General features: G+C 39.9%; 10 protein-coding genes, 2 tRNA genes and 1 pseudogene. 8 read left to right on the forward strand and 5 right to left on the reverse strand.

Annotation, left to right across the window (positions count from 1 at the left end; genetic code table 11):
• Window positions 1-8 precede the first annotated feature (8 nt).
• Both EXS92_RS06875 and EXS92_RS06880 read left to right on the forward strand, forming a co-directional pair.
• A tRNA-Ile gene (locus EXS92_RS06875) sits at window positions 9-85 on the forward strand.
• Window positions 86-100: 15 nt separating this feature from the next.
• Window positions 101-176, forward strand: a tRNA-Ala gene (locus EXS92_RS06880).
• A 218-nt stretch (window positions 177-394) separates the two neighbouring features.
• Here the strand turns inward: EXS92_RS06880 and EXS92_RS08040 are convergent.
• Window positions 395-647, reverse strand: a pseudogene (locus EXS92_RS08040) (DUF3519 domain-containing protein).
• Between the two features lie 157 nt (window positions 648-804).
• On the opposite strand from EXS92_RS08040, the gene EXS92_RS06895 reads away from it, so the two are divergent.
• Complete coding sequence (locus EXS92_RS06895; RefSeq protein WP_165511492.1) at window positions 805-2,340, forward strand: hypothetical protein; 1,536 nt, start codon at window positions 805-807, stop codon at window positions 2,338-2,340.
• 17 nt (window positions 2,341-2,357) lie between these two features.
• Complete coding sequence (locus EXS92_RS06900; RefSeq protein WP_165508157.1) at window positions 2,358-3,110, forward strand: SDR family oxidoreductase; 753 nt, start codon at window positions 2,358-2,360, stop codon at window positions 3,108-3,110.
• A gap of 185 nt (window positions 3,111-3,295) precedes the next feature.
• Here the strand turns inward: EXS92_RS06900 and hcpC are convergent, their stop codons facing one another.
• The 3 genes from hcpC to edd all read right to left on the reverse strand — a co-directional run bounded on the left by hcpC (window position 3,296) and on the right by edd (window position 6,709).
• A complete protein-coding gene (gene hcpC / locus EXS92_RS06905; RefSeq protein WP_165508156.1) occupies window positions 3,296-4,168 on the reverse strand; it encodes a Sel1-like repeat protein HcpC in 873 nt (290 codons plus the stop codon).
• A 69-nt stretch (window positions 4,169-4,237) separates the two neighbouring features.
• On the reverse strand, window positions 4,238-4,864 hold the full coding sequence (locus tag EXS92_RS06910; protein ID WP_165515978.1) for a bifunctional 4-hydroxy-2-oxoglutarate aldolase/2-dehydro-3-deoxy-phosphogluconate aldolase: 627 nt from the start codon (window positions 4,862-4,864) through the stop codon (window positions 4,238-4,240).
• Between the two features lie 18 nt (window positions 4,865-4,882).
• Window positions 4,883-6,709 (reverse strand): phosphogluconate dehydratase, encoded by a 1,827-nt coding sequence (gene edd, locus EXS92_RS06915; RefSeq protein WP_165515979.1) that lies wholly within the window; start codon window positions 6,707-6,709, stop codon window positions 4,883-4,885.
• Window positions 6,710-6,774: 65 nt separating this feature from the next.
• Between edd and EXS92_RS06920 the strand changes: the two genes are divergently transcribed.
• The 4 genes from EXS92_RS06920 to EXS92_RS06935 all read left to right on the forward strand — a co-directional run bounded on the left by EXS92_RS06920 (window position 6,775) and on the right by EXS92_RS06935 (window position 10,973).
• On the forward strand, window positions 6,775-8,052 hold the full coding sequence (locus tag EXS92_RS06920) for a glucose-6-phosphate dehydrogenase (RefSeq protein WP_165515980.1): 1,278 nt from the start codon (window positions 6,775-6,777) through the stop codon (window positions 8,050-8,052).
• A 9-nt stretch (window positions 8,053-8,061) separates the two neighbouring features.
• Window positions 8,062-8,745, forward strand: coding sequence for a 6-phosphogluconolactonase (gene pgl, locus EXS92_RS06925; protein ID WP_165508153.1), 684 nt, complete (start codon window positions 8,062-8,064; stop codon window positions 8,743-8,745).
• Window positions 8,732-9,742 (forward strand): glucokinase, encoded by a 1,011-nt coding sequence (locus EXS92_RS06930; RefSeq protein WP_165515981.1) that lies wholly within the window; start codon window positions 8,732-8,734, stop codon window positions 9,740-9,742. Before pgl ends, EXS92_RS06930 begins: the two co-directional genes overlap by 14 nt.
• 169 nt (window positions 9,743-9,911) lie before the next feature.
• Entirely contained in the window at window positions 9,912-10,973 is a 1,062-nt protein-coding gene (locus EXS92_RS06935; protein WP_165515982.1) for an NAD(P)-dependent alcohol dehydrogenase, read from the forward strand.
• Window positions 10,974-10,984: 11 nt separating this feature from the next.
• Here EXS92_RS06935 and EXS92_RS06940 read toward each other — a convergent pair.
• Window positions 10,985-11,779 (reverse strand): glycosyltransferase family 8 protein (locus EXS92_RS06940; protein WP_165515983.1); only part of this gene is annotated, 795 nt, incomplete at its 5' end.

An 11,779-nucleotide genomic window follows, 5' to 3' on the forward strand; every position in this document is an offset into this window, starting at 1 on the left:
GCTTTAAAGGGCTTATAGCTCAGGTGGTTAGAGCGCACCCCTGATAAGGGTGAGGTCGGAGGTTCAACTCCTCCTAAGCCCACCATTTTTTACAACCTTTGGGGAATTAGCTCAGCTGGGAGAGCGCCTGCTTTGCACGCAGGAGGTCAGCGGTTCGATCCCGCTATTCTCCACCATTGTATTTCTCTTTTTTGATACAACTCTTTTCATCAATCGTGTTAATCATGTTTGTTTGGGAAATTCTTGAGCGATTAGATTATCCTTTTTAACACCGCAAGTCTTTTTAATTAAAATTCAAAGATCAAGTTGGATTGAGTTTTTTAGATTTTTGTTTGCCTTGTATATTTTAAAAATCTTGTTCGCTTTGTAATTTCGCAAGCTTTTTGGCTTTGGCTCACTTTAGGGGGCTTAAATGTGTAGGCTCTTTGGTCAATTCGTTTAAATTTTCTGTTCTTTTTAATAAAACCTCTTGACTTGTTAAATCTTTTTGAGATAGTATCTCTTTAAATAAGAGTGCTAGGTAGTGGTCTAGCATCCCTAAAATCTGTAAAGTTCCTATCGCTATAAAAATCAAAAATCTTATTTCCATTGTTTAAATCATCTACCACTAACCTAAGCTTAACGCCGCTATTGACTCTTTCAATAATTTCAAGCGTGTTGTTACTAAATTGTGGGTTTTGAGCGCTTCATTCTTTCTTTATTGTCCCAATTCAAGCCTTTCGTTAAGGCTTTATAAAAAATGTTAGAAACCCTTACAAAACAAGCTAATATATTCCATTCAATTTATTTCAAGGACAAACAAACATGAAAAAATTTCTTTATACCCTACTTGCGCTTCCTTTAATCGGCCTTTTAACAACCTACCTCATCCTTTTTACAGAATGGGGGAATAAAATCATCGCTTCGTATATAGAGAAAAAAATCAACCCAAACGAGCGCTACTTGAGCGTTAAAACCTTTAAATTGAGGTTCAACTCTTTGGATTTTAAAGCTCAAGCTAACGATGATTCCACGCTCATTCTTAAGGGGGATCTTTCACTTTTAAAGCAAAGCGTGGATTTGAATTACCATATAGATATTAAAAATTTACGCTCTTTCAAAGAATGGATACCCTACCCTTTAAGGGGGGCTGTTATGACTTCTGGGAATATTAAAGGGCATAGAAAAGCCCTGGTGATTCAAGGCGTCTCTAATGTCGCTCAATCCCACACTACCTACAACGCCCTTTTAGATGATTTCAAGCTTTCTCACTTAAGTTTGAACGCAAAAGACGCCAATTTAGAAGATTTGCTTTATTTAATCAATCGCCCCGCTTATGCGAACGCAAGAGCGTCCTTACAAGCGGATTTTAACTCTCTAAAGCCTTTAGAAGGGCATTTGATCCTAACAGCCAATAACGCTTTAATCAATAACGCCCTAATCAATCAAATTTTTCATTTAAACCTTAAAGACGCGCTTGTTTTCAACCTCTCGCATTCAAGCGATTTTAAAGAGAACAAAGCCATCAGCGATACCACCCTAACTGGCCCTTTAGCCAATTTTACAGCCCTAAAAAGCGAATATCTTTTCTCTGCTTTAAAACTCAACGCCCCCTACACTTTAGAAATACCCAACCTGGCCAAACTCCCAAACATTACCAACCACCCCCTAAAAGGGAGTTTGACTTTAAAAGGCACTATAGAGCAAAGCCCCAAGCTCTTAAAAGTCAGCGGCCATTCAAATTTATTGGACGGTGCATTGGATTTCACGCTTTTAAATAAAGATTTGAAAGCCCGTTTTTCCAATATTTCCACTTTAAAAGCTTTAGATTTATTCAATTACCCTAAGTTTTTCCAATCCATTGCAGACGCTAATTTGGATTATGACCTTAGCGCTAAGCAAGGCGTATTGAAAGCCAATCTCAAAAACGCAAGATTCCTCAAAAGTGCATTCAGCGATTTCCTCTACTCCATTTCTCAATTTGATATTACTAAAGAAATCTATAACGATGCCAATCTGGTAAGCCAAATCAACCAGCAACGCCTGCTCTCTGATTTGAGTTTAAAAAGCCCCAAAACCCAATTGAAAATCCATAACGGCTTATTGGATTTAAACACCAAACAAATGGACATGCTCATGGATGCGGAAATTTTAAAATTCATTTTTAAAATGAAACTTCAAGGTAACATGCACCAGCCAAAATTTTCTCTCATTTTAAACGAAAAAGCCATTCAGCAAAACCTGCAACAAGGCTTGAAAGAAATCCTTAAAAACGACACCCTTAAAAAAGGTTTAGATCATTTGCTTAAAGATGATAAGCTCAAAAAAAAGCTTGAAAAAGGGCTTAAGGGGCTTTTTTAAAATTTTAAAGGATAGAAATGGCACACATTTTAGTTAGCGGAGCGACTTCAGGGTTTGGGCTAGAAATCGCTAAAGCGTTTTTACAAAAAAACCATGTGGTTTTTGGCACAGGGAGGCGAAAAGAGAATTTACAAAAATTGCAACTCGCTTATCCCAAGCGTTTCATTCCCTTGTGTTTTGATCTTAGAAACAAGCTTGAAACTAAGCGAGCGCTAGAAACTATTTTTTCTATGACGGATCGCATTGACGCTCTAATCAATAACGCCGGCTTAGCGCTAGGCTTGAACAAGGCTTATGAATGCGAGTTAGACGACTGGGAAATCATGATAGATACGAATATCAAGGGGTTGTTGTATCTCACTCGTTTGATCTTGCCCTCTATGATAGAGCATGACCAAGGGACCATCATCAATCTTGGTTCTATCGCTGGCACTTACGCCTATCCTGGAGGGAATGTCTATGGAGCGAGCAAGGCGTTTGTGAAGCAATTTTCTTTAAATTTGCGAGCGGATTTGGCTGGCACTAACATTAGAGTGAGTAATGTTGAACCCGGCTTGTGCGGCGAAACCGAATTCAGTATGGTGCGCTTTAAAGGCGATAAAATAAAAGCCCAATCTGTCTATGAAAACACCATTTACCTCAAACCACAAGATATTGCCAACATCGTGCTATGGATTTACGAACAACCCTTGCATGTCAATATCAACCGCATAGAAATCATGCCCATAAGCCAAACTTTCGCTCCCCTACCCACCCATAAAAACCCTTAAGGGGTTTTAAATAAATTTAAACTTTAACAACTTTTAACTTATCTTCAAAAAAAGGATTTTGGCTACTTTATTTTAGACTTATTATCTTAAGAGAATAAGAAGTGTTTTGAAACAATCCTCCCTAAAATCCCCCCAATCCCCCAAAAGACCGCTTTTTAAAGCTATTTGATCAAGCCTTATTCAAACTAAGCTTTGATCTTAAGCTGCTTGAGAAGATCGCATGCCCCTTTAGCGCCTAATTTACAGCCTTTTTTAAAGTTCTCTATGGCTTGCTTTTCATTCCTTGTTACGCCTTCGCCATTGTATTGCATGGCCCCTAAATTGAAACACCCTCCGCCATTTTGCATCTCGCATGCTTTAGAATAACGATCGAGTGCCTCTTTAAAATTCTTCGCCACGCCATCGCCATGATGATACATATTCCCTGCGTTAAAGCACCCCGGGCTGTCTTTTAACCCGCAAGCTTTGTCATACGAAGCGAGTGCCTTTTTCAAATCTTTAGGTGCGCCTCTGCCTGCATCATACAAGCTCCCTAGTATTGTGCAACCATCGCCATCGTTTAAATCGCAAGCTTTAGTAAAATATTCTACCGCTTTTTTAAAATCCCTAGTTACCACTTTACCATCATGATAAATCCCCCCTAAGCTCGCGCACCCTTCAGCGTATTTCAAATCGCACGCTTTAGAATAGTATTGTAGGGCTTTATTGGTGTTTTGGGACACGCCTTGCCCGCTGTAATATAAATTCCCTAGCAAATGACACCCATTGCTGTAATCCAAATCGCAAGCTTTAGCGTAAAATGAAGCGGCTTTTTTCAAGTTCTTTTCCACCCCTTGCCCTTGATAATAAAGCACCCCTAAATTAAAACACCCGCTATTTTCTTTCAAATCGCACGCTTTTTCAAAATATTTCTTAGCTTGAGTGAAATCTTGCTCTTTGTAGCTCTTTGCCCCCAAACCCACAAGCTCTTTAGGGTCTTGCTCTGCCATTAGCCCCCCTAAACACAACGCACCCAAACACAAAACCCTAAAAAGGGATTTTTTGACATTTTCTAACATGATGTATCTCCTTATTAAAAATTTTATTATAGTGTTATTAAGCAAATACAAAGTGCCATGATCTCTTTATTATCTTAAAGCTAACGCCCTCTTACAAATTTCTGTGATCTTATCCCACTCTTTGTTTTGAATTAAATCTTTAGGGGTAAGCCAGCTCCCCCCCACGCACAAAACATTTTCTAAATTCAAATAAGAACGCATGTTATCTGCGCTAATCCCCCCAGTGGGGCAAAATTTTACCCCTTTAAAAGGGCCGTTAAAAGCGTTTAAAAGTTTAACGCCCCCGCAATACTCCGCCGGGAAAAATTTCAAAGCGTTATAGCCCAATTCTAAAGCTTGCATGACTTCACTGCTGCTAGAAACCCCGGGTATTAGGGGCATGTCTTTTTTCTTTGCGTGTTCTAAAAGCTTTATCGTAAGACCCGGGCTAATCAAAAACTCTGCCCCCCTATTTTGAGCCTGCTCTAATTGAGTAAGATTTAAAATCGTGCCAGCGCCCACATGCATTTTTGGCACATTCTTAGCGATAAGCTCTATGGCTTCTAAAGCGCAACTGGAGCGCAAAGTTACTTCTATGATTGGAATACCCCCCTCTATCAGGCTTTGCGCTAAAGGCACAGCGTCTTTTATATTTTCAATCACCACCACAGGGACAATGGGGCTGATTTGTAAAACCTCTATTATTTTATCTTGCATTTTATCTCCTTTATATTTTTATACCTTTATGCCAAAACTCATGCCGCCCTCTTCAGCCGTATTAACATTCAATCTCAAGCTTGTAAACAATTCCCTACCCAGCCCAAAAGTAGGCTTTTCTAAATTTTCTAAGGTTTCTAAAAACAAGGGGTTGATGCCCCTATTTTCAAAATCCTTTTCAAGCACATTCAAGGCGTTATTAGGAGCATCTAATTCTATCCAATCGCCATCTTTAATCTTAATGATCGCCCCATTTAACGCTCCCTCAGGGCTTAAATGGATCGCACTAGGCACTTTCCCGCTCGCCCCGCTCATGCGCCCATCCGTAACAAGCGCGACCTTATAGCCCATATCCTGCAAAGCCCCTAAATTCGTGGTGAGTTTGTGCAATTCTGGCATGCCGTTAGATTTAGGCCCTTGGAAAGGCAAGACAGCGACAAAATCCCTTTCTAATTCTTTATTTTTAAAGCGTTCTAAAAACTCGCTTTGGGTTTTAAAAACAATCGCTCTGGCCTTAACTTTCCTATGCTCATCTTTAATGGCTGAGATTTTAATCACGGCCCGCCCCAAATTACCCTTTAAAATTTTAAGCCCCCCATTAGCGGCAAAAGGCTCACTAACAGGGCGTAAAATATCCGTATTCAGGCTATGACTAACAGCGTCTTTATACACCAAGTGGTCGTTTTCTAAAAAGGGGGTTTTGGTGTAATTTTGCATGCCTTTTTGCGTTTCTGTATCCATAATGGTATGAGTGTCTTCAAATAAAAGCCCCTCTTTTAACAATTCTTTGATCACAAACGCTAAGCCCCCACAGGCTTCAAAAGCGTTCACATCCGCTGATCCGTTAGGATAGACTTTAGCTAAAAGGGGTATGAGGTTAGAAACTGCGTCAAAATCGTCCCAATTGAGGATCACCCCACAAGATCTAGCGATAGCGATCAAATGTAAAGTGTGGTTAGTAGAACCTCCTGTTGCCATTAAACCTATAAGAGCGTTAAGAATGCTTTTTTCATCAATGAGTTTGGCTAAGGGCAGGACTTTCCCGCTCGCTAATCTTTTGGCACTCTCTTCTACTAAAACCTTTCTTAAGGGGTTGTTAGGGTTGATAAAACTAGAATTAGCCACATGCAACCCCATAAACTCCATCATCATTTGGTTGGAATTAGCCGTGCCATAAAAAGTGCAAGTGCCCACATCATGATAGCTTTGCATTTCCACTTTTAAAAGCTCTTCTCTGTTGATCTTTCCCATTGCAAAATCCTGGCGCGCTTTGGCTTTTTTATAATTTTCTATCCCGCTCACCATAGGCCCGCTTGGCACAAACACGCTCGCTAAATTCCCAAAGCTTAACGCTCCTATGAGCAAGCCTGGCACGATTTTATCGCACACGCCCAAAAAAAACGCCCCGTCAAAAACATTATGGCTTAACCCTACGGCGGTGCTTAATGCGATCACATCTCTGCTGAACAAGCTCAATTCCATTCCCTCATAACCTTGCGTGATACCATCACACATCGCTGGCACGCCACTAGCGACGCTCGCATAAGCGTTATGCTCTTGCAACTCTTTTTTAATCAAATCAGGGTAATTTTTAAAAGGTTGGTGGGCTGAAAGCATGTCATTATAAGCGGTGATAATCGCAAAATGCTTTCTTTTATGCGAACCTAAAGGCATTTTTAAATGCTCTGGCATGCTCGCCGTAACATGCGCAATATTCGCGCAACCCAAGCTCTCAATCTTGGGCTGGTTTTTAGGGTTAAAGATATTTTCTAAATAAAGCTCTCTGGTTTTTTTGCTACGCTCTGTAATTTTTTCTTTGATTTGTTCTAAAGAATGCTTAGGCATGAACACCCCTTCAATTAAGATTTAATATATAATAATAACTTAAAAACACTCTAAAAGGGTTATTGATGCTGGATTTTGATTTGGTTCTTTTTGGCGCGACTGGGGATTTAGCCATGCGAAAGCTCTTTGTTTCGCTCTATGAAATTTATACCCATTATGGTTTTAAAAACGATTCTAGGATTATCGCATCGGGGCGTAAGGAGCTATCCAATGAAGAGTTTTTAGCGCTCCTTTGTGAAAAGACACAACTGCATTCAAGAGAAAAGGGTGAGGGATTTTTAGCCCATATCAGTTATTTGCACGTCCGTTTGGATAACCCTAAAGACTTTGAAGAATTGAGTAAAATCGCTACAAAAAATAAGCCCTTGATTTTCTACTTTTCTATCTCCCCTAGTTTTTTTGCAACGACCGCTCAAAATTTAGCCCAAAATGCGCTCAATCACGCTAACACTCGTTTGATTTTAGAAAAACCTTTAGGGCATAACTTAAAGACTTGCAAAGAGATTTTCCAAAGCATTAGCGCTTTTTTTAAAGAAGAACAAATCTTTAGAATCGATCATTATTTAGGGAAAAAGGGCGTTCAAAATATCCTTGAATTGCGCCTGAATAACCCTATCTTAAACATTTTATGGGATCAAATCAGCGCGGTTGAAATCTGCGTGTATGAGACTTTGGGGGTGGAAGAAAGGGGCGAATTTTACGATAAAATCGGGGCTTTAAGGGATATGGTTCAAAACCATCTCTTGCAAGTTTTATCCCTTATCGCTACAGATTTACCCAACGATTTAAAAGACTTGAGAAAAGAAAAAATCAAAGTTTTAAAAACCTTACAACCCCCCAAAGATTTTAAAAAACAGGTTATTCGGGCCCAGTATCAAGGCTATAAGAGTGAAAATAAGGTCAATAAAGAGAGCCAGACAGAGACTTTTGTCGCTATTAAAGCCTTTTTGGATACGCCTAAATTTAAAGGCGTGCCTTTCTACCTTAAGCACGCTAAAAAAATGCCCCACAACCAAGCGAGCGTGAAAATCCATTTTAATGCAGTCAATACGCTGGAATTTTTCCTCTCTCAAGATAAAATCACCCTCACCCTACAAGATCATCAAAACCCCCTTATTTTAGAAACCCACAACAAACAAGAATTTTTACAGCCCTACGCTAAATTGCTCTATGATGCGATACAAAATAACCACAATAATTTCGCCCACCAGTTGGAATTAGAAGCGTCATGGGTTTTTATTGACACGCTCATAGAGGGTTTTATCAATAACGCCACGCCCTTATATTCCTATGAAAGCCACAATCTCAACGAATCAGAATTTTTAAAACCACTCTATCAATAAAGGGATTTCATGGGTTATCAATTGTTTGAATTTGAAAATTTAGAAGATTGCCACAGGGCTTTAATAGAGCGTTTTAAAGAATTTTTTAACAACGCCTTAAAAAAGTATCATCAAGTTTCTGTCGCTTTTTCTGGGGGCCGTTCGCCCATTAGCTTGTTGCAAAAATTGAGCGTTTTAGATCTCAAATGGCATGAGTGTTTAGTCAGTTTAGTAGATGAACGCATTATAGACACAAGCCACAAGGATAGCAACACCAAATTATTGCATGACTACTTGTTGCAAAATAACGCCTTAAAAGCTTCTTTCACCCCGCTTTTGCCCAAAAAGATTTCTAGCGATACAAACGAACTTTTAGATTTTGCTAACCAGCATTTCAAACAGCCCCATTTAGCCATTTTGGGCATGGGGACTGACGGGCATACGGCTAGCCTTTTTCCTGAAACGAGCGCTTTTTTAAACGAAGAAAAAGAAAATATCGTTTTGACTAAGCCCGCTAACGCTCCTTATGAGCGCTTAAGCATGTCTATCAACGCCTTAGAAAATTGCGAAAAACTTTTCTTAAGCATTAGTGGGGTAGAAAAAAGGGAGGTTTTAGAAAAAGCTTTAAAAGAAAACGCCCCCTATTCTCTGCCGATTGCTCGGATTTTACATTCTAAAAAAGTTACCACGGAGGTGTTTTATGCCAAAAACTGAAACTTACCCAAGACTCTTAGCCGATATTGGCGGCACGAACGCACGCTTTGGTTTGGAAGTCGCCCCACGACAGATTGAATGCGTTGAAGTCTTGAGGTGCGAAGATTTTGAAAGCTTGAGCGATGCGGTGCGATTTTACCTTTCTAAATGCAAAGAAAGCCTTAAACTGCGCCCTATTTATGGCTCTTTTGCTGTGGCTACGCCCATTATGGGGGATTTTGTCCAAATGACTAACAACCACTGGACTTTTTCTATTGAAACGACACGGCAATGTTTGACTTTACAAAAATTGCTTGTCATCAATGATTTTGTCGCGCAAGCCTATGCCATTAGCGCGATGCAAGAAAACGATCTGGCCCAAATAGGCGGGATTAAGTGCGAAATCAACGCCCCTAAAGCGATTTTAGGGCCAGGAACGGGGCTTGGGGTAAGCACTCTTATCCAAAACAGCGATGGCTCTTTGAAAGTCTTACCCGGTGAAGGAGGGCATGTGAGCTTTGCCCCTTTTGATGATTTAGAAATTTTAGTGTGGCAATACGCCCGCTCTAAATTCAACCATGTGAGCGCGGAAAGGTTTTTGAGCGGGAGCGGCTTGGTGCTGATTTATGAAGCTTTATCCAAACGAAAAGGCTTAGAAAAAGTGGCGAAATTGAGCAAGGCTGAATTGACCCCACAAATCATTAGCGAACGCGCTTTGAATGGGGATTACCCTATATGCCGATTGACTTTGGATACTTTTTGTTCCATGCTAGGCACGCTTGCTGCTGATGTGGCTCTCACTTTGGGGGCTAGAGGGGGCGTGTATTTGTGTGGGGGGATTATCCCACGATTCATTGATTATTTTAAAACTTCGCCCTTTAGAGCGCGTTTTGAAACGAAAGGGCGCATGGGAGCGTTTCTCGCTTCTATCCCTGTGCATGTCGTGCTGAAAAAAACCCCGGGACTTGATGGGGCGGGCATTGCGTTAGAGAATTATTTACTGCATGATAGAATTTAGCAAATAGTAGCGCTTTAAGATAAAAGCGATTAGCGCAAGGGGTGCGTTTGAGCGCGCCAAGCAACGATACCATATAACCAACAGCTACAAAATTAGTTAAACCTATAGAAACATAAGCAAACCATAAAAACGATACAATAGCGGTATTTTAATCAAACAAGGAGTTTTAATGAGAGTTCAATCTAAAGGTTTTGCTATTTTTTCTAAAGACGGGCATTTCAAACCCCATGATTTTAGCCGCCATGCTGTAGGCCCTAAAGATGTGTTGATTGACATTCTTTATGCAGGGATTTGCCATAGCGATATTCATAGCGCTTATAGCGAATGGAAAGAAGGCATTTATCCTATGATTCCTGGACATGAAATTGCTGGGGTCATCAAAGAAGTGGGTAAGGAAGTTAAGAAATTTAAAGTTGGCGATGTGGTGGGCGTGGGCTGTTTTGTCAATTCATGCAAAACATGTAAGCCCTGTAAAGAACACCAAGAGCAATTTTGCGCCAACCATAAAACGGTGTTCACTTATGATTGTTTGGATTATTTCCATGACAATGAACCCCACATGGGCGGATACTCTAATAATATTGTCGTGGATGAAAACTATGTGATTAGCGTGGATAAAAACGCTCCTTTAGAAAAAGTAGCCCCCTTGCTTTGCGCAGGCATCACCACTTATTCGCCTTTAAAATTTTCTAAGGTTACTAAAGGCACAAAAGTGGGCGTCGCTGGGTTTGGCGGGCTAGGAAGCATGGCGGTCAAATACGCTGTGGCTATGGGGGCTGAAGTGAGCGTTTTTGCAAGAAACGAACACAAAAAGCAAGACGCTTTAAATATGGGGGTTAAACATTTCTATACAGACCCTAAACAATGCAAAGAAGAAAAAGAAGAATTGGATTTTATCATTTCAACCATTCCTACCCATTACGATTTAAAAGACTATCTCAAGCTCTTAACTTATAGCGGCGAATTAGCCCTTGTGGGACTCCCTCCTGTAGAAGTCGCTCCAGCACTCAATGTTTTTGAATTTATCCATTTGGGCAATCGCAAGGTTTATGGCTCATTGATTGGGGGCATTAAAGAAACCCAAGAGATGATGGATTTTTCTATCAAACACAATATTTACCCTGAAGTGGATTTGATTTTAGGCAAGGATATTGACACGGCTTATCACAACCTAACCCATGGAAAAGCGAAATTCCGCTATGTGATTGACATGAAAAAATCGTTTGATTAAAAGTTTTGGCTCTAGTTCTTTTTTAAGAGCTTGAGTTGGATTAGGATTTTTTTGGTTAGCACATGGAGTTTTAGAAATTTAAGGGTTTTACTAATAGAGCTCTTGAGCGGTATTGAAATGCAGTATTTGAATAGTCTTCGCCTTGCGTTTTGGGGAATCTCATGAATGTGTAAAAAATAATGTTTTAAAAACGTCTTAAAAGCGTCATGGGCAATCTGTTCTTCTGCTTTCCATAAAGGAAAGTAGTAATGATAAGCGGCAATGCTATGGTAGTAATGCCATTTTTCTCCACCTATCCCCCCACCCCCTGTGATCAAATAAGACCAATCGCTCATAAAGGGGGTTTTAGCCAAAGCGTTCAGCCACAAATCCGCTTTCAAACCAAAAGGATAGTCCCAAGGTTTGATTTGAAAATAAGGATGAGAGTCGTATTGTATAACGATAGGTTCTCTTAGGGCTTGTTTAATGGTGTCATGATAAATTGCATTAGCCACGCCCTTTAAATGCTCTTCAGAAAGGCTATAATAGTGTGGGAAGATACAATACTCTATTTTTAATGGCGCGATCTTTGAACGACAAAATTCTGTCAATTGCGGTTCTTTATCTATTTTTTGCATGCGTATGGTTTCTAATATTTTTTTACAAAATTGATTTTTTCGCTGATAAGTTAAGTTGCAATAAAAAAAGCCTTCATACGGGTATATTTTGTCATAAACCCCATAAAAATAATTCTCATCATCTTCTTTAATGTTTAAGAAATCAGCGCTAAATTCATTGCAAAAGATAACGTCCACATCGCTCCACAC

Origin of the sequence: Helicobacter pylori (genome assembly GCF_011175115.1) — a bacterium.
Lineage (GTDB): Bacteria > Campylobacterota > Campylobacteria > Campylobacterales > Helicobacteraceae > Helicobacter > Helicobacter pylori_DF.

What these genes read in the sequence shown, in the direction of transcription:
- edd (WP_165515979.1), bottom strand. Translation starts at nt 6,709, where the DNA reads ATGCCTAAGCATTCTTTAGAACAAATCAAAGAAAAAATTACAGAGCGT.
- hcpC (WP_165508156.1), bottom strand. Translation starts at nt 4,168, where the DNA reads ATGTTAGAAAATGTCAAAAAATCCCTTTTTAGGGTTTTGTGTTTGGGT.
- EXS92_RS06895 (WP_165511492.1), top strand. Translation starts at nt 805, where the DNA reads ATGAAAAAATTTCTTTATACCCTACTTGCGCTTCCTTTAATCGGCCTT.
- pgl (WP_165508153.1), top strand. Translation starts at nt 8,062, where the DNA reads ATGGGTTATCAATTGTTTGAATTTGAAAATTTAGAAGATTGCCACAGG.
- EXS92_RS06930 (WP_165515981.1), top strand. Translation starts at nt 8,732, where the DNA reads ATGCCAAAAACTGAAACTTACCCAAGACTCTTAGCCGATATTGGCGGC.
- EXS92_RS06900 (WP_165508157.1), top strand. Translation starts at nt 2,358, where the DNA reads ATGGCACACATTTTAGTTAGCGGAGCGACTTCAGGGTTTGGGCTAGAA.
- EXS92_RS06920 (WP_165515980.1), top strand. Translation starts at nt 6,775, where the DNA reads ATGCTGGATTTTGATTTGGTTCTTTTTGGCGCGACTGGGGATTTAGCC.
- EXS92_RS06935 (WP_165515982.1), top strand. Translation starts at nt 9,912, where the DNA reads ATGAGAGTTCAATCTAAAGGTTTTGCTATTTTTTCTAAAGACGGGCAT.
- EXS92_RS06910 (WP_165515978.1), bottom strand. Translation starts at nt 4,864, where the DNA reads ATGCAAGATAAAATAATAGAGGTTTTACAAATCAGCCCCATTGTCCCT.